21 protein-coding genes are annotated in these 17478 nt (G+C 74.5%); 11 read left to right on the top strand and 10 right to left on the bottom strand.

Annotation, left to right across the window (positions count from 1 at the left end; genetic code table 11):
• Window position 1 precedes the first annotated feature (1 nt).
• The 4 genes from AB0I21_RS13775 to AB0I21_RS13760 form a co-directional block, all read right to left on the bottom strand.
• A complete protein-coding gene (locus AB0I21_RS13775; RefSeq protein ID WP_360561043.1) occupies window positions 2-454 on the bottom strand; it encodes a hypothetical protein in 453 nt (150 codons plus the stop codon).
• Window positions 451-1038, bottom strand: coding sequence for a sigma-70 family RNA polymerase sigma factor (locus tag AB0I21_RS13770; protein WP_360561041.1), 588 nt, complete (start codon window positions 1036-1038; stop codon window positions 451-453). Before AB0I21_RS13770 ends, AB0I21_RS13775 begins: the two co-directional genes overlap by 4 nt.
• On the bottom strand, window positions 1035-1283 hold the full coding sequence (locus AB0I21_RS13765; protein WP_360561039.1) for a hypothetical protein: 249 nt from the start codon (window positions 1281-1283) through the stop codon (window positions 1035-1037). The genes AB0I21_RS13770 and AB0I21_RS13765 overlap by 4 nt, the downstream gene beginning before the upstream one ends.
• A gap of 269 nt (window positions 1284-1552) precedes the next feature.
• Window positions 1553-3061: a S8 family serine peptidase gene (locus AB0I21_RS13760; protein ID WP_360561037.1), complete on the bottom strand. Its 1509-nt coding sequence runs from the start codon at window positions 3059-3061 to the stop codon at window positions 1553-1555.
• A 187-nt stretch (window positions 3062-3248) separates the two neighbouring features.
• Between AB0I21_RS13760 and AB0I21_RS13755 the strand changes: the two genes are divergently transcribed.
• A complete protein-coding gene (locus AB0I21_RS13755; protein ID WP_360561250.1) occupies window positions 3249-4547 on the top strand; it encodes a M20/M25/M40 family metallo-hydrolase in 1299 nt (432 codons plus the stop codon).
• Window positions 4548-4570: 23 nt separating this feature from the next.
• Window positions 4571-4879 (top strand): MTH1187 family thiamine-binding protein, encoded by a 309-nt coding sequence (locus AB0I21_RS13750; protein ID WP_344499424.1) that lies wholly within the window; start codon window positions 4571-4573, stop codon window positions 4877-4879.
• A 13-nt stretch (window positions 4880-4892) separates the two neighbouring features.
• Here AB0I21_RS13750 and AB0I21_RS13745 read toward each other — a convergent pair whose 3' ends face one another.
• Window positions 4893-5552: an HAD family hydrolase gene (locus tag AB0I21_RS13745; RefSeq protein ID WP_360561035.1), complete on the bottom strand. Its 660-nt coding sequence runs from the start codon at window positions 5550-5552 to the stop codon at window positions 4893-4895.
• Between the two features lie 102 nt (window positions 5553-5654).
• Here AB0I21_RS13745 and AB0I21_RS13740 point away from each other — a divergent pair, with 102 nt between their 5' ends.
• Window positions 5655-6383, top strand: coding sequence for a class I SAM-dependent methyltransferase (locus AB0I21_RS13740; RefSeq protein ID WP_360561034.1), 729 nt, complete (start codon window positions 5655-5657; stop codon window positions 6381-6383).
• Between the two features lie 2 nt (window positions 6384-6385).
• On the opposite strand, the gene AB0I21_RS13735 is transcribed toward AB0I21_RS13740, so the two are convergent.
• Window positions 6386-6844, bottom strand: coding sequence for a TetR/AcrR family transcriptional regulator (locus AB0I21_RS13735; protein WP_360561033.1), 459 nt, complete (start codon window positions 6842-6844; stop codon window positions 6386-6388).
• 26 nt (window positions 6845-6870) lie between these two features.
• On the opposite strand from AB0I21_RS13735, the gene AB0I21_RS13730 reads away from it, so the two are divergent.
• Window positions 6871-7059, top strand: a complete 189-nt coding sequence (locus AB0I21_RS13730; RefSeq protein ID WP_360561032.1) for a hypothetical protein — start codon at window positions 6871-6873, stop codon at window positions 7057-7059.
• On the opposite strand, the gene AB0I21_RS13725 is transcribed toward AB0I21_RS13730, so the two are convergent.
• Window positions 7046-7174 carry a hypothetical protein gene (locus tag AB0I21_RS13725; protein ID WP_360561031.1) on the bottom strand — a complete coding sequence of 43 codons (129 nt, stop codon included), beginning with the start codon at window positions 7172-7174 and terminating at the stop codon, window positions 7046-7048. The genes AB0I21_RS13730 and AB0I21_RS13725 overlap by 14 nt on opposite strands.
• An 84-nt stretch (window positions 7175-7258) precedes the next feature.
• Between AB0I21_RS13725 and AB0I21_RS13720 the strand changes: the two genes are divergently transcribed.
• Window positions 7259-7741 (top strand): SRPBCC family protein, encoded by a 483-nt coding sequence (locus AB0I21_RS13720; RefSeq protein ID WP_360561030.1) that lies wholly within the window; start codon window positions 7259-7261, stop codon window positions 7739-7741.
• Between the two features lie 6 nt (window positions 7742-7747).
• Here AB0I21_RS13720 and AB0I21_RS13715 read toward each other — a convergent pair whose 3' ends face one another.
• The 3 genes from AB0I21_RS13715 to AB0I21_RS13705 all read right to left on the bottom strand — a co-directional run bounded on the left by AB0I21_RS13715 (window position 7748) and on the right by AB0I21_RS13705 (window position 10508).
• The gene (locus AB0I21_RS13715; RefSeq protein ID WP_360561028.1) at window positions 7748-9334 is read right to left on the bottom strand and encodes a methyl-accepting chemotaxis protein; all 1587 of its coding nucleotides are present in this window, start codon (window positions 9332-9334) and stop codon (window positions 7748-7750) included.
• Between the two features lie 65 nt (window positions 9335-9399).
• A complete protein-coding gene (locus tag AB0I21_RS13710; protein WP_360561026.1) occupies window positions 9400-9696 on the bottom strand; it encodes a DUF1330 domain-containing protein in 297 nt (98 codons plus the stop codon).
• 35 nt (window positions 9697-9731) lie between these two features.
• Window positions 9732-10508: a hypothetical protein gene (locus AB0I21_RS13705; RefSeq protein WP_360561025.1), complete on the bottom strand. Its 777-nt coding sequence runs from the start codon at window positions 10506-10508 to the stop codon at window positions 9732-9734.
• Window positions 10509-10526: 18 nt separating this feature from the next.
• Between AB0I21_RS13705 and AB0I21_RS13700 the strand changes: the two genes are divergently transcribed.
• The 6 genes from AB0I21_RS13700 to AB0I21_RS13675 all read left to right on the top strand — a co-directional run.
• Entirely contained in the window at window positions 10527-10781 is a 255-nt protein-coding gene (locus tag AB0I21_RS13700) for a hypothetical protein (RefSeq protein WP_360561023.1), read from the top strand.
• Window positions 10782-10792: 11 nt separating this feature from the next.
• The gene (locus AB0I21_RS13695) at window positions 10793-12361 is read left to right on the top strand and encodes a methyl-accepting chemotaxis protein (protein ID WP_360561022.1); all 1569 of its coding nucleotides are present in this window, start codon (window positions 10793-10795) and stop codon (window positions 12359-12361) included.
• A gap of 77 nt (window positions 12362-12438) precedes the next feature.
• On the top strand, window positions 12439-13743 hold the full coding sequence (locus AB0I21_RS13690; protein ID WP_360561020.1) for a S8 family serine peptidase: 1305 nt from the start codon (window positions 12439-12441) through the stop codon (window positions 13741-13743).
• Window positions 13740-14342: a sigma-70 family RNA polymerase sigma factor gene (locus AB0I21_RS13685; protein ID WP_344499449.1), complete on the top strand. Its 603-nt coding sequence runs from the start codon at window positions 13740-13742 to the stop codon at window positions 14340-14342. Before AB0I21_RS13690 ends, AB0I21_RS13685 begins: the two co-directional genes overlap by 4 nt.
• Window positions 14330-14773 (top strand): hypothetical protein, encoded by a 444-nt coding sequence (locus tag AB0I21_RS13680; RefSeq protein WP_360561018.1) that lies wholly within the window; start codon window positions 14330-14332, stop codon window positions 14771-14773. Before AB0I21_RS13685 ends, AB0I21_RS13680 begins: the two co-directional genes overlap by 13 nt.
• 188 nt (window positions 14774-14961) lie before the next feature.
• On the top strand, window positions 14962-17478 hold a 2517-nt coding region (locus AB0I21_RS13675), incomplete at its 3' end, for a tetratricopeptide repeat protein (RefSeq protein WP_360561017.1).

Genomic DNA, 17478 nt, shown 5'->3' with positions numbered 1-17478 from the left:
GCTACGGCGCTGACGAACGGGTGTCCGGCGACGCGACCACGTGACCCTTGGACGGTGCGACGCTGTCCCCGGACAGCGCGGCGGGGCTCGGCGAAAGTGACAGTGAAAGTGAAGACGACTGCGGCAGCGAAAGCGATCGTGAAGGCGTCGGCGACGGCGGGGTCGACGTCGACGGCGACGGTAAAGGCGACGGCGGGTTGGACGAACCGGACGGCGATGGCGGCACCACGGTCGGGTGCTGCGGTGCCGGGCCGGTCGGGCGCAGCGTGATGACCGCGACGGCCACCAGCAGCAGCGCTGCGGCGGCCCAGGCCGCGCGTCGCAGGAGCATGGGCGCCGGGCTGCGCGCCGGCAGTGCGGTCGGGGGGAGTGCCGGTCGCAGCCGGTCCGGGGTGACCCGGGTCGCCTGCGCGGCGAGTGCGGAGCGCAGGCGCTGTTCGAGGTCGGCGTTCATGGTCGGGCCTCCGACAGGGCGTCGCGCAGGATCGTCAAGGCACGGTTCGCGGTCGACTTCACGGTGCCGCGGGACACGTGCAGGGCCTCGGCGATCTCCCGCTCGGACAGCTCCGACCAGTACCGCAGGACCACCACCTGGCGTTGCCGGACGGTCAGTCGCGCCAGGGCGGCGAGCACCTCCTGGTCCTCCTCCGGCAGCAGGGCCTCGTCCTCGGCGGCCGGCGCTGGTGACGCCGGTGGAGGCACGTAGGCACGGGCGCTGCGGCGCCGGCGCAGGACCGACCGTGACGCGTTCATCACCCCCGCGGTGAGGTACGCGTGCGGGTCGGCGATCGCGCGCAGGTCCGCCCCGTGCCGCTGGTACAGCGCGGCGAACACGTCCTGCACGACGTCCTCGGCGGTGGGCAGGTCGTCGACCATCAGGACGGCCAGCCGCACCAGGCTGAGCCGCCGCGCGTGGTACAGCTCGTTGATCGCCGGCGGGCCGTCCCGGTGCGGGGTGCCCCGGGAGGTGGCCGTGCCGGACAGCATCGAGCGCAGCACGCGCAGCAGCGGCCAGGGCAGGCGGAACGTGAGCGTCATGGTGCTCGCAGGTCAGGGGACGGGCACGCGACGATACCGCGGGGGCGGGCCGGGGTCACCGGAGCGGCACCGGCGACGGCACGACCGACGACGACCGCGGCACGGGCGACGGTACGGGCGACGGCACGACCGAGGATGACGGCCGCGGTACGGTCGACGGCACGACCGACCACGATGACTGCGGTACGGGCGACGGCGCGACCGACGACGATGACCGCGGTACGGGTGACGGCGCGACCGACCACGATGACTGCGGTACGGGCGACGGCACGGCCGAAGGCGCCACGGAAGACGGGACCGGCGACGGCGTCACCGGTGGCGGGCCGTCATCGGCGAACGCGACGGCGGACACGGCGCCGATCGTGGCGACGGCGGCCGCGCACACGACGTAGACAGCGGAACGAACCTTCAGACGCATCGCGGAACTCCAGTGGACGAGGTACGGCTTTCGCAGCGATAGACGCACCACGCCACTGGAGGTTGGCTCCGCGATGGTGACCTGGATCACACCAGGCTAGGACCAGCTGGTCGCCGACCAGTCGTCGCTGGACCAGGTGCGACCCGACCAGGTGCCCGCGGACCAGGTGCGGCCCGACCACGTGCGGCCGGTCCACGCGGGATCGGTCCACGTCGCGCCGGTCGCCCACGGGGTCACGGCCCAGGTCGCCGGGGCCCACGTCTTCGACGCCCACGACGTGCCGGTCCAGCCGTCGCCGGCGATCTTGAAGCCCATCCACGTGCCGCCGGACCAGGAGGACTGGGTGGCGGCCTTCGCGGCCCACTGCGGTGCGGCCAGGGCGCCCCAGACGGAGCGTTCGCCGGACAGCGGGGTGTTGTCGAGGACGACGTGGCTGGTGCCGCGGGACAGCTCGAACGTGCCGTTGCCGCTGGACGTGTTCCACGTCGGCTTCGCGACGGCGGTGCCGGTGCGGGCGAGCGCGCCGTTGACGTTGAGCTCCAGCAGGCCCATGGTGCCGGCCTTGCCGGTCGGCAGGAAGGTGCCGCCCTTGATCAGCCACTCCTTCACCTGGTCGGGGGTGGCGGACGGCTTGGACTGCAGCACGAGGGCCGCCGCCGCGGAGACGACCGCGGTCGCCTGCGAGGTGCCGCTGCCCTTGAACAGGGTGGTGCCGACGCGCGCGGACGGGTAGGTGTTGTCGATGTTGGAGCCGGGGTCGCGCAGCGACGCGATCGAGGTGCCCGGCGCCAGCAGGTCGACCTGGTTGCCGCCGGTGGACAGGTTCGTGAACGTGGCGAGCGTGTCGTCCTTGGTCGCGTCGGTACCGTTCGTCGTGGTCGCCCCGACGGCGAGGACCCACTCGTCCATGGCGGGGTTGGTGAGCTTGGTGGTGCCGTTGCCGTTGTTGCCGGCGGCGGCGACGACCACGATGCCCGCCTGCCACGCCTTCTCCACCGCGAACTGCAGCGGGTCGGTCCAGTTCGGCGGGTTGCCGCCGGAGCCGTAGGACAGGTTGATGACGCGGATCGGATTGGCCGGGTCGTCGTTGCGGTGCTTCACGACCCAGTCGACGGCGGCGATCATCTGGGTCACGTCGACCGCGCCCCGGGCCGTGCCGATCTTGATCGAGGTGAGCTTCGCCTGCGGCGCGAGGCCCTTCGTCCCCGACGCGGTGTCGTCGCCGACGATGATGCCGGCCATGTGGGTGCCGTGCCCGTAGGTGTCGAGGTAGCGCAGGTTCGCCGCCTGCGACTCGAACGACAGGTCGGGGCCGTTGACGACCTGCGCCGCCGGCAGGCCCGGCACGGGCGCGACGCCGGTGTCGATGAGCGCGACGCCGACGCCCTTGCCGGTCAGCGCCGCGGCCGCGCCGGTGTCGGCGCCGATGATGGTGCGCACCTGGGCGAGGGTGGTCGCCGGGGCGCTGGTGTCGGCCGTCGAGGCCCAGGAGCTGGACCAGCCCCCGGACGCGGCGGCCGGCGTCGCGGCGGCGCCGGCCGTCAGCGCGACCGGCAGGGCCAGCGCGCCGGCCGTCAGGGCCAGCATGGTTCGTCTGCGAGTCACCAAGGTGCGCGCTCCAATCGCTTCGGCGGTCGAGTCCACGATCACCGCCCCGGAGCGGTCCTGTCACCGGCGGGAGTCGCGTTCCGCCCGCTCACCCGACACGGTCTGACCGACCTGCGTCCGACCGGCGGGTCGTGTTCGCGGGAAACCCTCAGGTCGTCCGCCGGGCTGCCGAAGCGCTACCGTCCTGCGGGTGGACGAGGTTGTTGCCCTGGCGAGTGAGCTGATCCGGTTCGACACCACCAACACCGGGTCGCCGGACGGCACCGGCGGTGAGCGGCTCGCCGCCGAGTACGTGGCGGAGCGGCTCGAGGACGTGGGCTACGAGACGACGTACGTCGAGTCGGGCGCGCCGGGCCGCGGCAACGTCTTCGCCCGCCTGCCCGGCGGCGACCCGTCCCGTGGCGCGCTCATGGTGCACAGCCACCTCGACGTGGTGCCGGCGGACGCCTCCGAGTGGTCGGTGCACCCGTTCTCCGGCGAGGTGTCCGGCGGGTACGTGTGGGGCCGCGGCGCCGTCGACATGAAGCACCTGGCGGCGATGAGCCTCGCCGTCGCCCGCCGGTTCCGCCGCGACGGGGTGGTCCCGCCGCGGGACATCGTCTTCGCGTACCTCGCCGACGAGGAGGCCGGCGGGGTGCACGGCGCCGGCTGGCTCGTCACCCACCGCCCCGACCTGTTCGACGGGGTGACGGAGGCGGTCAGCGAGGTCGGCGGCTTCTCCCTCACCGTGGCCGACGGGGTCCGCGCGTACCTCGTCGAAACCGCGGAGAAGGGCGTCGGCTGGCTCAGGCTCTCCACCCGAGGCACCCCCGGGCACGGCTCGCTGCTGCACACCGACAACGCCGTCTCCCGGCTCGCCGCCGCGGTCGCCCGGCTCGACGCGCACGAGTTCCCGCTGGTGCTGACCCCGCCGGTGCGCGACTTCCTCGCCGGGGTGAGCGAGCTGACCGGCGTCCCCTTCTCCGAGGATGACCCGGCGGCGGTGCTCGGCCGGCTCGGGTCCGTCGCCCGCATGATCGGCGCGTCGCTGCGGGACACCGCGAACGTGACCATGTTCACCGCCGGCTACAAGGACAACGTGGTCCCGTCGACCGCGTCCGCCATCTTCGACTGCCGGATGCTGCCGGGCCGCGAGGAGGCGTTCCTGAGCGAGGTCGACGCCGTCGTCGGCCCCGGTGTCAGCCGCGAGTGGAAGAGCATGCCACCCGTGCAGACCACGTTCGACGGCACGCTGGTCGACGCGATGACCGCCGCGCTGGTGGCCGAGGATCCTGACGCGCGCCTGCTGCCGTACATGCTGTCGGCCGGCACCGACGCGAAGTCCTTCCAGCGCCTCGGCATCCGCAACCTCGGCTTCGCCCCGCTCCGCCTGCCGCCGGACCTCGACTTCACCGCCCTCTTCCACGGCATCGACGAGCGTGTCCCGGTCGACGGGCTCCTCTTCGGCACCCGCGTCCTGGACCGCTTCCTGCGAATGTGTTGACCGCGGCTGGGTAGGGTGGCCGCATGTCGGTGCTCGTCGCGTTCAGTGTCACCCCGCTCGGCTCGGGTGAGGAGGTCGGTGCCCTCGTCGCGGAGGCCGTCCGGGTCGTGCGGGCATCGGGCCTGCCCAACCGGACCGACGCCATGTTCACCGCCGTCGAGGGCGAGACCTGGGACGAGGTGATGGCCGTCGTCAAGGCCGCGGTCGAGGCGGTCCACGCCAAGTCCCCCCGCACCTCCACCGTCATCAAGGTCGACTGGCGCGAGGGCGTGACCGGCGCCCTCGACAAGAAGGTCGCCAGCGTCGAGCACCACCTCGCCGGCCTCGAGTAGGGCGCCGGCCCCGCTACACGGGGCAGTCCGCCAGGTCGCGGAGGGTCCTGATGACCGGGCCGGGCCAGGTGGGGTCGGTGTCCTTGTGCTCGACGGTGCGCACCACGCGCATGCCGACCGCGGCGGCGCCGGCCAGCTCACCGTCCGCGCCGTCGCCGACGTACACGCAGTCGGCCGGATCGGCGCCGAGCGCGGTGGCGGCGGCCAGGTAGATGCGCGGGTCGGGCTTGCCGACGCCGAGGACGCTGGAGAAGACGGCGACGTCGAAGCGGGGCGCGAGCACGCACGCCGGCCACGCCTCGGCGGCCTCCGAGGTGGCGTTGCTCACCAGCGCCAGGCGCGCGCCGCCGGCCCGCAGCGCGTCCAGGGCCTCGAGGGTCGCCGGGCCGGCGGCGTCCAGGACCCGCCGCGCGAGGGCCCGGCGGTGCGCGGCGGCACGGGCGACGGCGTCCTCGGCGGGGGTGACGCCGAGCCGGCCCGCCAGGATGTGGATCGTCTCCTCGACGCTCCAGCGGGTGAGCCGCTCGTCCCAGGTGTCGCGGTACGCCTGCCGCAGCGCCGACGGGTCGACCCCAACCATCTCGGCCATCTCGCCGACGACCCGGTCGCGCTCGCCGTCGGCGCCGTCGACCAGCGTGTGGAAGAGGTCGAACACCAGGAACCGGGGCAGCATGCCAGGCACGCTAACAGCAACCGCGACCGCGGCATCGCCGCAGTGCTGTGAATCGATGCACGTTCCCTTGAATCCCGGGCCGGTGGGCGGTTGGCTCGGCGGATGGGGCGGATCGCGTACGACGACAGGGAAGCGGCGGCGTTCGAGGCGAACCGGCACCTGAGCGAGGCGAGCCTGGACGCGTGGCGGGAGGCGGTCGGGCGGCACGTCTCGCCGCGGCCCGGGCAGCGGCTGCTGGACCTCGGATCCGGCACCGGCAGCTGGGCGCGGGCGTTCACGCAGTGGTTCCCCGGTGTCGAGGTGCTGGCGGTGGACCCGTCGGCGGCGATGCGGGCCCGGTCGCTGCACCAGCCGGTGGTCGACGGGCACGCCGCCCAGCTGCCGGTCGGGGACGGGACCGTCGACGCGGTCTGGCTGTCGACGGTGATCCATCACGTGCCCGACCTGGCGGCCGCGGCGCGGGAGCTGCGGCGGGTCCTGCGCCCGGGCGCGCCGCTGCTGATCCGTTCCGTCTTCGCCGGCCGGCACGACGGGCTCGCGTTGGTGCGGTGCTTCCCGGAGGCCGCCGAGGTGCTGGACACGTACCCGAGCGTGGCGGACGTCGAGGCGGCGTTCCGGGACGGCTTCCGCACCGTCGCCCTCGAACGGGTCCCGCAGACCACCGCGCCGTCGTGGCGGGAGGCGGCACAGGCCCTGCGCCGCGACGCGCACACCCCGCTGAAGCTGATCAGCGACGAGGCCTACGCGGCGGGCCTGGCCCGCCTGCGGCGGTTCGCGGAGACCGAGCCCGGCCCGGTCGTCGACGCGCTCGACCTGCTCGTGCTGGCCTAGTCCTACAGGTCCAGCAGCCGCGCCACCGCACGCGCCGCGCGGGCCGGGGCGGACGGGTCGCGGCGCAGGCGGTGCGCGGCGTGCAGCGCCAGCATGATGCCGGTCAGCTCGAAGACCACCTGCTCGGGATCCCGCGCCACCTCGCCGTCCGCCTGGCGTGCCTGGTGCAGCAGCTCGCGGTGCCAGCGGTCGGCGGCGCCGGCGATGGCGTCGCGGACCGGGCCCGGCCGGTCGTCGAACTCCGGGCCGGCCGCCATGAAGAAGCAGCCGCCCGGCGGCCGGTCGCCGGTCACGTAGCGCAGCCAGGACCCCGCGACGGCGCGTAGCCGCGGCAGCCCGGCCGGGGTCGCGGCCACGGGCTCCCACACGTCGCGCCAGAACTCGTCGGCGGCCAACTCGACGACGGCGAGCTGCAGGGACCCCTTGTCGCCGAAGTGGCCGAGGACGCCGGACTTGCTCATGCCGAGGTCGGTGGCGAGCCGGCACCGTGCGCTTCGGCCAGCCGCTGCGGTGCACGGGGCTGCCCGGCGACCCCCGCGCCCGCCGCGCCGCCACCGACGAGATCATGGCCGCGATCGGCGCCCTGTCCGGGCAGGACCGCGCCGACCGGTACAACACCCACCCCGGCGGCACCGGGACGCCCTCGGCGGCGAAGGGGAGCGTCAGCAGCCCTTGAGGATCAGGCGGAGCGAGCGGCGCGCGTGCACGAACCACACCGCGACCAGCTCCCGCGTCACCTCGGCCCGGGACTGCGGGGGGTCCTGCACGCTCCAGCTGCTGATCACCACCATGCGTCCGAGTGTGGGCGGCGCGGATTGCCGGACGGTAGCCACCGCGAACGCCGGTGGGTGCATCCGGCGACGGACAATGGGGACATGGCACGCTTCAGCGTCACCCTCGACGTCGCCGCTCCCGCCGGGCGGGTGTGGGCGGCGCTCGTCGACTGGCCCAGGCACGGCGACTGGGCACCGCTGACGTCGGTGCGGGTCGTGACGCCGCGCCCCGACGGGATCGGCGCCACGTTCGTCGCGCGCTCCGGCATCGGCCGGGTCGGGTTCGACGACCCGATGACCGTGGCGGTGTGGCGCCCGCCGGCCGGTGACGAGCCCGGCGACGAGCCCGGCCGGTGCGACGTCGACAAGTCCGGCCGGGTGATCCACGGCACGGCGGCCTTCGACGTGATCCCGCTGCCCGGCGGCCGCAGCCTGGTCGTCTGGCACGAGGACGTGACGGTGGTGCCGCACGCCCTGACCAGGCGGTTCCCGTTCATCGTGACGGCGGTCGGCAGGATCGGGTTCCGCCGGGCGCTGCGCGCCATGGCCCGGGAGGTCGAGCGCGCGCCCGTCCCGGGCCGGTGACCGGCGTCAATAGCGGAACGTGTGGACCAGGTCCGTCAGCTCGCCGGACATGCGGGCCAGGTCGACGGTCGCCTGCTCCGACTCGGTCACGCCGGTGCTGGTCAGCCGGGCCGCCTCGGCGACACCCGTGATGTTCCGGGCGATCTCGCCGGTGCCGGCGGCCGCCTCCGTCACGCTGCGGCTCATCTCCGACGTGGTCGCGGTCTGCTCCTCCACGGCGGACGCGATCGTGGTCTGGAAGTCGCTGATCCGCGCGATGACCGCCGACACCTGCTCGATCGCGGCGACCGCCCCGCTGGTGTCGTCCTGGATCGCCTGCACGCGCCGCGAGATGTCCTCCGTGGCCCGGGCCGTCTCCTGCGCCAGGTCCTTGACCTCCGAGGCGACGACCGCGAAGCCCTTGCCGGCCTCGCCCGCGCGGGCCGCCTCGATCGTCGCGTTGAGGGCCAGGAGGTTCGTCTGCTCGGCGATCGACGTGATGACCTTGATGACGTTGCCGATCTCCGCGGACGAGTCGCCGAGCCGGCTCATCGTCGCGGACGTCTGCTCGGTGATCTGCACGGCCTCGTTGGCGACGCGGGCGGCCTCGCTGGCGTTCTGCGCGATCTCGCGGATCGACGCGCCCATCTCCTCGCTGCCCGCCGACACGGTGTCGACGCTGCGCGACACCTCCTCCGCGGCCGCGGCGACCGTCTGCGCCTGCGCCGAGGTCTGCGCCGCCGACGAGGCGATCCTCGTCGCCACGCCCGACATCCGCTCCGAAGCCCCGGCGAGCCGGCCCGCGGACCCGTCGATCGTCGACACCGTCTGCCGCAGTCGTGCCGTCGCGGTGTCCAGCGCCCGGCCCATCAGCCCCGGCTCGTCCCGCGACGTCAGCCCCGTCGTGCGGGTCAGGTCCCCTTCGGCGAGCCCTTCACAGACCGCCTGCACCCGCTGCAGCGACCGTACGATCCCGCGCGCCACGAACAACCCGAGCGCGAGCGCGCCGACCATCCCGATGCTGAGCAGCACGATCGCCATCGTCCGGTTCGACTCGTAGGAGTCGCGGGCCGCCTTCGCGGAGGCCGCCGCCGCGCCCGCCTCCGCGCGCTCCAGCGTGTCCAGGTCCTTGTTGATGATCGCGAACACCGGCGCCACCTGCGTGTTGCGCACGTCAAGCCACGCCGCCATGTCGCCCTTCACGCCGTTCGGCAGCTGGACCGTCTGGCCGATCTGGACGAACTTGTCCCAGTTCGTCTTCAGCTCGTCGATGGTCGCCGCGTCGCCCGCCGGCCTGCTGGCCCGGTACGCCGTCAGCGCCGCGGCGAACTTGTCGACGTCGTCGGTGAAGTCCTGCTCGTACTGTTTCTGGTTGGTCGGGTCCCCGTACGAGATCGCATGGTTGGCCAGGTCGACCCGGGTCTGCGCCGCCGCCAGCCGGATCTTGCCGACCGCGCTCGTATGCGCCACGTTCGCCCGGTAGATCTGCTGCGCGGCGTCGCTCGCGCCGCCGAGGGCCGACACCGCCAGCACCCCGTTGACCAGCGCCACCAGCACCGCGACCAGTACAGCCGCGACGATCCTGACGTTCACACTCAGATTACGCAGAGCCACGCTTCTACGTTAGGGACGAGACACCCGCCGCGAATGAGACTTCCTCAGATTCGCGCGTACCGCGCTCAGGCGCCCGGCACGCCGTCGACCAGGAGCACCACGCCCTCGGTGGCGGCGACCCGGTCCTTGGAGATCTCCTGGTACTCCGGCGAGCCCGCCCACCGCTCGAACGCGGCCCGGTCCTCGAACGCCATCAGGATCAGCTTGTCGTGCGGCCACGCGCCCTCGACGACGGTCGCCCGCTCGTCGGCGGCGAGGAGCCGGCCGCCGTACTGCTTGAGGACGGGCATGAACCGGGCGACGTACCGCTCGTACCGCGGCCGGTCGTGGACGGAGATCTGGGCGATGGCGAAGACTGTCACGTGATCATCTCACCGGCCCGGGCCCGCGTCCGCGCTCACTCTGTCGGCAACGTGACCGCCAGCAGCGCCCCGCCGTCGGGGGTCAGCGCGTAGTCGAGCCGCTCGACGCGCTCGTCGTACACCGCCAGTCCCACGGCCCTTTCGTGGGGGATGTCGGGGGCCTCGCCGCCGAGCCGGTGCCATCGCAGCGCCGGATCCTGCGCCGGTACCGACTGGGCGGGGCCGACCGCGCACAGCGCCGCCAGCAGGACGATCGGCGACAGGTCGGCGACCGCCAGGGTCGCGTCGTCGTCCATGGCGGCGGCCGCCTCGGCCGGGTCGGGCACCAGCAGGTCCAGGTCGACGACCGGGCGCCAGCCTTCGGCGGCGACCTCCAGCGCGAACGCGCGCGCCGCCGCGACGACCCCTTCGGGCGCCCCGAGCTGCTCCAACGCCTCGACCCGTGCCACCGCCCGCGCGAGCGTCGCGGCCACGACGGACCCTTGCTCCGTCAGCGCCGCCATGAGGCCCGGCAGCCGCTCGCGGACGAAGCGGTTCAGGACCTCGACCCGGGACGGGCCCGGCTCGACCGACCCGCCGGTGACGGCCCATCGCTGCGCCAGCGCCTCCCGCACGGCGGCGTCGAGCGCCACGACCTCGGCCGCGCCGACGGGGAACACGTGCGCGCCCGGCGGGAACACCCCGTGCACCTGGCCCGACGCGTCGACGCAGAAGGTCTCGCCGCTCCCCGTCACGCGTACGGCTCCCGCGCGGGTCTGCCCGGCGAGGTCGTCCGTGCGGCACAGCTGGCGCAGTGGCACCGGACTGGGCATTCCCCAGGTCGTTCCATTGTGGACGAGCAGGATCGCCTTGAAGTCCTCCGGCAGCGCTTCTGTGACGCCGCCTCGACCGCCGCGCCGTCCGCCGGTCCGGGCAGCAGCTCCAGCGCCGCCGGCAACACCCGCCGCCAGGCCGCCACGATCTCGTCGTCCACCATCGCCCCCGATCCGCGGCCGTCGCGCGACCGGGCGAATCTTACTCAGCAACCGGCTCGCAACGCCGATGTATCGGGTGGATCGGGTGGTGCGCCCGTGGCGACGGTGTAATGGGGGACCAGATGGGCATGTTCGCCGACCTCGGCATCGTGCAGAAGATCGGGGTGCTGTGCGCCGCCGGCGTCGTCATCTCGGCGACGACCGGCGGCGTCGGGATCGTCGCGCAGGTGACGCTCGCCGAGCAGGCCGAGATCGTCCGGGACCTGCAGGAGGCCAGCGGGCTCATGCACCACCTGGACACGCGCGAGGCGGAGCTCAAGGTCGACGCGTACCGGGCGCTCGCGGAGAAGGACATCGCACCGATCATCGCGGACCTGCCCGGCGACATGGCCACGGTCACCGACACCCTCGCCGAGCTGGACACGTTGTCGTTGCCGGCCGAGGTACGGGCGGCCGTCGACGACATCAAGGCCGACGCCATCCAGTTCAACGACTTCATCAACACGTTCGTCCGGGACGCCCAGAAGGACCAGTCCTCGGTGCAGGCGCGGGAACCGGAGATCGCCGAGCGCAACCACGCGGTCGACGACAAGCTCGGCGCCCTGCAGGACAGCATCGACGCGCACGTGAAGGAGGAGCGCGACACGATGGTCGCGGCGCAGACCACGGCCCGGTGGGCGACGGTCGGCGTGATCCTGATCGGGGTGGTGTTCCTGCTGCTGCTGTCGGTGCCGGTGATCCGGGCCATCGGCGGGCCGGTCCGCCGGGTCAGAGCGGTGCTCGAGGCGCTCGCCAAGGGCGACCTCACCCACCGGGCCCAGATCAAGGGCCGGGACGAGATCGGGCAGATGGCCGCGCACCTGGACGCCGCGCTGGACAGCATCAGCCGGTCGATCCGGGAGGTCAGCACCAGCTCCGACACCCTCGCCGCGGCGTCGCAGAGCCTGTCGCAGGTCAGCGACGGCATCTCGGGCGCGGCCGAGACGTCCAGCCGGGAGATGCACGGCGCCTCGGACGCCTCGGGCGAGGTGTCGCGGCACGTCAACGCGATCGCCGCCGGCGCGGAGGAGATGGGCGTCTCGATCCAGGAGATCGCCCGCAACGCCGCGAACGCCGCCGGGGTCGCCAGCGGCGCCGTCCGCGAGGCCGCCGCCGCGAACGACAAGGTCGACCAGCTCGCCGCCTCGTCCGACGAGATCGGCTCGGTGCTGAAGCTGATCACGTCGATCGCCGAGCAGACGAACCTGCTCGCGCTCAACGCGACCATCGAGGCCGCCCGGGCCGGCGAGTCGGGCAAGGGCTTCGCCGTCGTCGCCAACGAGGTCAAGGAGCTCGCGCAGGAGACCGCGAAGGCGACCGGGGACATCCACCAGCGCGTCACCGCCATCCAGGCCGACACGGCCGCCGCGGCCGACGCGATCCGCAGGATGGGCGACGTCGTCGAGGAGATCAACCAGTACCAGGCGACGATCGCCTCCGCCGTCGAGGAGCAGTCGGCGACGACCGCGGAGATGAGCCGCTCGGTCGCGGAGGCGGCCACCGGCGCGGACAGGATCGCGGGCAGCATCTCCGGCGTCGCCACCGCCGCGGCCACCACCACCCGCGGCGTCGCCGAGGCCCAGAGCGCCGCCGCCGGCCTGGCCCAGATGTCCCAGGACCTGCGCCGGCTGGTCGGCCAGTTCCGGTTGTAGCCCGGATGAGGGTCGCATGTATCTGAGCGGCACCCCGCGGTCTCTTGTCGTCGGAAGGACGAGTCACGGAGGTCGCGATGCCGTTCAACCTTGAAGGCGCCGGGCACTGGTACCGGCTGGCGGGGCTGCCCGAGCCGCACCACAGCGACCCGCCGCTGCTCGTCGCGTCCGGCGCGGACGTCGCCGAGACGGTCGCCTGGTGCAACGCGCGCCTCGCCGACCTCGGCTCCGGGTGGCGGGTGGAGCCGGAGGACGGACCGGCCACGCGCCCCGTCGTGACGGCGCTGGTGGTCCGGCGGCCCGAGCTGTCGCTGCCGGACGAGCCCGTGCTGTCCGTCAGTGACGTACTGGCGCTGCTGAAGCTCCGGACCGGGCCATCGCCGTGGCCCGGTCCGGTCCTGGCCGTGGGGTCGTTCGGGTTCGACAACCCGGGGCCGAAGCCCGGCGCGGTCCGGCAGACGGGGCCGCTGCCCGAGCTGGCCGCGCTCGTCGGCGGGCCGCTGGGCCGGATCCCGGTCACCGCGTCCCTGCCGCCGCCGGCCCGCCGCCCGCTGTCGGCGCTGCCGGGCGGCCGGCGTCCCGTGGTCGCACTGCTGGACACGGCGCTGGACCCGCACGCGCCCGGCCGGCCGGCACCGTGGCTCGGCGACCCGGACCCGGACCCGGACGGTGTCTGGGCCGACGCCGGCCAGTACGGATGGCGGCGCGGCCCGGCCCGGCTCCGGCCGCCGGAGACCGCGTCCTTCCGCAGCATGCCGAAGTGCTTCGGGCACGGCACGTTCTCCGCCGGGCTGATCCGCCAGGTCGCCCCGGACGCGCGGATCCTGTCCGTCCCCGTGGTCGACGACGACGGCACGACCCACATCGACCAGCTCATCAACGCGTTCGGCTGGCTGCACGAGCAGCGGACCGCCGACCCCACGTTCGTCGACGTCGTGTGCTGCCCCATCACCGTCACCGCCAACCTGCCCGACGACGCGCTCGTGCTCGGCTGGCTGCGGGCGGTGCTCGGCGCGCTCGGCGGGGCGGGCGTGCAGGTCGTGGTGCCCGCGGGCAACGACGGCTCGCCGGTGCCGACCTTCCCGGGCGCGTTCACGGCGCTCTCGGTCGCCGGCACGCCGGACGTCCCGGTGGTCACCGTCGGCGCGCTCAACCCGGACGGCAGCGACGCGTACTACAGCAACCACGGCGACTGGGTGCAGGTCCGCCGGCCGGGATCGGCGCTGATCAGCCTGATGCCCGTGTGGGACGGCGACGAGCAGCCGCCGGTCCGCGGCTCGGCGGGCGTCGGCGTCGACCCCGACGCGTTCCGCGGCTGGGCCCGGTGGAGCGGCACATCCTTCGCCTGCGCGCTGCACGCCGGCGAGCTGGCCGCCTTATGAACACCCACGTGGAGGAGGCGCAGGCCGACCGGTACACGCGACTCGCCGGCTGCCTGGAACGCGCCCGCGGCGGCGACCGGGAGGCCCTCAGGGAGGTCGTCGTCGAGCTGAACCCGACGCTGTGGCACGTGGCGAGGGCCGCCGGCCTGCCGCCCGACGAGGCCGAGGACGTGGTGCAGGCGACGTGGCTGGCGTTGCTGCGGCACCTGGACGGCATCCGCTCACCGCAGTCGCTGACCGGCTGGCTCGTCTCGACGACCCGGCACGGCGCGTGGCGGGCCCGCCAGCGCCTGCACGGCAGGCCCGCCGGCGACCCCGACGCGCTCGTCGAGCTGGAGGACCCGGCACCCGGGCCGGTCGACCAGGTGCTCACGGACCAGCGGGACCGGGTCCTGCTGCGGCACTTCGCGGAGCTGCCGGAGCGCTGCCGGCGGCTGCTGCGCATCGTCGCCACCGTCCACCGCCCCGACTACACCGAGGTCGGCGAGGCGCTGCTGATGCCGCGCGGCTCGATCGGCCCGACCCGCGGCCGCTGCCTGAACAAGCTGCGCGACCTCCTCCTCGCCGACGCCGCCTGGGACCCGACATGGACGAACTGACTCTCCTGCGCCTGCTCGCCGGCGCCCTCGACCGCACCGACCCGCCGCCGGCCGGGCTCGACGACCGGGTCATGTTCGCCCTCGAGGTCGACGCCGTCGACACGGAGATGGCCTGGCTGGAGCGCGAGGTCCTGACCGGATCCGGCGCCCGGGCCAGCGAGCACAGCCGCACCATAACGTTCGACTCCGCCAGCCTCACCGTGATGATCTCCGTTGTCGAGCGGGCCGACGGCCGGGTCCGCCTCGACGGCTGGCTGGCCCCGCCCGGCCCGCTGCGGGTCGAGCTGCGGGTCGCCGCCCGCCCCGACAGCGCCGTTCACGCGGGGGCCGACGGCCGGTTCGTCTTCGACAACGTCCCGCGCGGCCTGGCGCAGCTGGTCGTCCAACCGCCGTCCGGCCCGACCGTCGTGACCCCCGCGCTGGCTCTGTGAGCACGGCCGACGCGCCGCGGCCCGCCGCTGCTTCGCTGGCTGCTGTGCCGCCTGCTGTTCCGCCTGCCTCGGCGCCTGCTGTGTCGCCTGTCTTGCCGCCTGCCTCGCCGGCTGCTGCGCCGCCTGTCTTGCCGCCTGCTGTGCCGCCTGTCTTGCCGCCTGCTGTGCCGGCTGCCTCGTTGGCTGCTGTGCCGGCTGTGCGTCCGGCTGGTTTGTCGGCGGCGCGTGGCCGTGGGGGGCCGGCCGTCGTCGTCGAGCGGGCCGCGGCGCTGCACGACCGGGGACAGCGGGTCACCGCCGACATGCGTCCCGTCCAGGGTTCCAAACTGCTCCGGGAGGGCCTGCGCCTGCTCGACCGGCTCCCCGCGGCTGACCAGGCCGGCGCCGCGACCGTCCGGGCGCGGCTGCTGGCGACGCTCGGCTACGCGGAGGTCGACCAGGGCCGCGTCGACGCCGGCCTGCGCCTGCTCGACGAGGCGGAGGCGCTGCTGCCACCGGACGGCCGGGGCGCCGTGTACGGCCAGCGCGGCGTCGTCCTCAGCCGCCTCGGCCGCGACGAGGAGGCGCTGCGGCAGTTCGATGCGGCCGTCGCCGCCCTGCGGTCCGGCGGCGAACCGGAGGCGCTCGCCCGCGCCCTGTACAACCGCGGCAACGTCCACATGGGACTGGCCCGGATGCGGGCGGCCCGCAACGACTTCCAGCGCGCCGTCCGCGTCGCCGAGCGGGCCGGCTTCGACCGCATCATCCCGATGGCCAGGCACAGCCTCGGCTACCTCGACCACCTCAACGGCAACATCCCCGCCGCGCTCGCCGTCTACCGGGAGGTGGCTCCGCGGTACCAGCTGAGCAAACCCGGCATGCTGCCGATCCTCGCACTGGACAGGGCACGGGCGCTCACGGCGGCCGGGCTCTTCCGCGACGCCGAGCAGGAGCTGGTCTGGGCCGTCGCGCAGTTCCGGCGGCGGCGGACCGGCCAGGACTACGCGGAGGCGCAGCTCGCCCGCGCCGAGGCCGCTCTCCTGCGCGGCGACGCGGCCGCCGCCCGCGACCTGGCGACCGTTGCGAGGGCCGCCTTCCTGCGCCGCGACAACCACCGCTGGGCCGCGCTGTCGCTGCTGCTGGTCCTGCGCGCCGAGCAGGCCGCGGGCCGCCCCGCCCTCGCCGACCGCGCGGCGGCGCTCGCGTCCACATTGGACGACCTGGGCCTGCGGGAGGACGCGACCGTCGCCCGCCTCGTCGCGGCCAGGTCATCAGGGACCCTCCCACCGCCGCCGCCACGATCCAGCCGCCTCGACACGCGGCTGCTGTGGCACCTCACCCGCAGCGAGCTGCTCGACGCGACCGCCGCCGCCCGGCACCGGGAAGCCGGACTCCGGGAGCTGCAGCGGCACCGCGCCCGGTTCGGCTGCCTCGACCTGCAGACGGGCGCCTCCGCACACGGCCGCGACCTGGCCGCCGCGGGCCTGGCGGCGGCGGTCCGCGACGGCACGCCACGCGACATCTACCGTTGGTCCGAGCTCGCCCGCGCCCAGGCGATGCTCCTGCCGCCGGTCCGCCCACCCACCGACCCGGCCGCGGCCGCCGCCCTGGAGGAGCTGCGCCAGGTCCGCGCCATCCTCCGCCAGGCGGAGCTGGACGGCAGTGTCCGCCCCGCCACCCGGGACCGTCCCGGCCGCACACTGTCCGACCTGCGGCACCGGGAGACGGCCCTGCTGCGCACGATCCGCGAGCAGTCCTGGACCGTCTCCGGCCCCGGCACGGCGACCCGGCCCGCGTCGTTCACCGCCGTCCGCGCCGCCCTGGGCACCACCGCGATGGTCACGTACCTCCGCGACGGCCCACGCCTGCTAGCACTGACCATTGTGGACGGTCATGCGAGCGTCGTCCCGCTCGGCTCCTACGCCGCGGCCGCTGAATCACTGCTGCGCCTGCGCGCCGACCTCGACGCCGCCGCGGGCCGCTCCCTGCCCCCGAGGATGGCCGCCGCCCTGGCGACCGCCACCGCCGGCGACGCCGCCACCCTGGCCGGCATCCTGCTCACCCCCGTCCTCGACCGCATCGCCGACCGCGCCCTCGTGGTCGTGCCAACCGGCGCCCTGGTGACCGTCCCGTGGGGGATGCTGCCCGGCTGCACCGGCCGTCCCGTCACCGTCACGCTGTCCGCTACGACGTGGCTGGCCGCCCGCTCCCGCCTGCCCCGCCCGGCTACTTCGGGTCCTGGCAACGACCGCGCCGCAGCAGCGCGTCATGCGATGGCCGCCCCGCACCGCGCCGCGCCGATGCCGACCGACTCGGCCGCTGTGCATGCCGCTGCGGTGCTGTCCGGCTCGTCGGCTGCCCACCCGGCGGGGGCGCCGACCGGCTCGGCCGCTGTGCATACCGCTGCGGTGCTGTCCGGCTCGGCCGTCACCTCGGCTGCGATGCCTGGCAACGACCGCATCTCGGCGGAGAGCCATGCGATCGCCGCTCTGGACCGGACCGCGACGGCGCTGACTGGCTCGGCGCCGTTTGCGGAGCCTGCCAACGACCGCGCTTCGGGACCGCCGCATGCGACCGCTGCCCTGGACCGGGCCGCTGCGGCGCTGTCCGGTTCGGCCGCCGCCTCAGCCGCGGCGGGGCTGTCCGGTTCGGCCGCCGCCTCAGCCGCGGCGGGGCTGTCCGGTTCGGCCGCCGCCTCAGCCGCGGCGGGGCTGTCGGGCTCGGCT

The sequence above is a fragment of the Dactylosporangium sp. NPDC050588 genome (assembly GCF_040654975.1).
Lineage (GTDB): Bacteria > Actinomycetota > Actinomycetes > Mycobacteriales > Micromonosporaceae > Dactylosporangium > Dactylosporangium maewongense.
Note: the sequence above shows the minus strand (reverse complement) of the source record. Positions and strands in the feature narration are given on the sequence as shown.

Excerpts from the sequence above, each read along its gene's own strand:
- AB0I21_RS13775 (WP_360561043.1), bottom strand. The coding sequence starts at position 454 with ATGAACGCCGACCTCGAACAGCGCCTGCGCTCCGCACTCGCCGCGCAG.
- AB0I21_RS13770 (WP_360561041.1), bottom strand. The coding sequence starts at position 1,038 with ATGACGCTCACGTTCCGCCTGCCCTGGCCGCTGCTGCGCGTGCTGCGC.
- AB0I21_RS13750 (WP_344499424.1), top strand. The coding sequence starts at position 4,571 with ATGTCGGTGCTCGTCGCGTTCAGTGTCACCCCGCTCGGCTCGGGTGAG.
- AB0I21_RS13745 (WP_360561035.1), bottom strand. The coding sequence starts at position 5,552 with ATGCTGCCCCGGTTCCTGGTGTTCGACCTCTTCCACACGCTGGTCGAC.
- AB0I21_RS13740 (WP_360561034.1), top strand. The coding sequence starts at position 5,655 with ATGGGGCGGATCGCGTACGACGACAGGGAAGCGGCGGCGTTCGAGGCG.
- AB0I21_RS13735 (WP_360561033.1), bottom strand. The coding sequence starts at position 6,844 with ATGAGCAAGTCCGGCGTCCTCGGCCACTTCGGCGACAAGGGGTCCCTG.
- AB0I21_RS13725 (WP_360561031.1), bottom strand. The coding sequence starts at position 7,174 with ATGGTGGTGATCAGCAGCTGGAGCGTGCAGGACCCCCCGCAGTCCCGG.
- AB0I21_RS13720 (WP_360561030.1), top strand. The coding sequence starts at position 7,259 with ATGGCACGCTTCAGCGTCACCCTCGACGTCGCCGCTCCCGCCGGGCGG.
- AB0I21_RS13705 (WP_360561025.1), bottom strand. The coding sequence starts at position 10,508 with ATGCCCAGTCCGGTGCCACTGCGCCAGCTGTGCCGCACGGACGACCTC.
- AB0I21_RS13695 (WP_360561022.1), top strand. The coding sequence starts at position 10,793 with ATGGGCATGTTCGCCGACCTCGGCATCGTGCAGAAGATCGGGGTGCTG.
- AB0I21_RS13690 (WP_360561020.1), top strand. The coding sequence starts at position 12,439 with ATGCCGTTCAACCTTGAAGGCGCCGGGCACTGGTACCGGCTGGCGGGG.
- AB0I21_RS13685 (WP_344499449.1), top strand. The coding sequence starts at position 13,740 with ATGAACACCCACGTGGAGGAGGCGCAGGCCGACCGGTACACGCGACTC.
- AB0I21_RS13680 (WP_360561018.1), top strand. The coding sequence starts at position 14,330 with ATGGACGAACTGACTCTCCTGCGCCTGCTCGCCGGCGCCCTCGACCGC.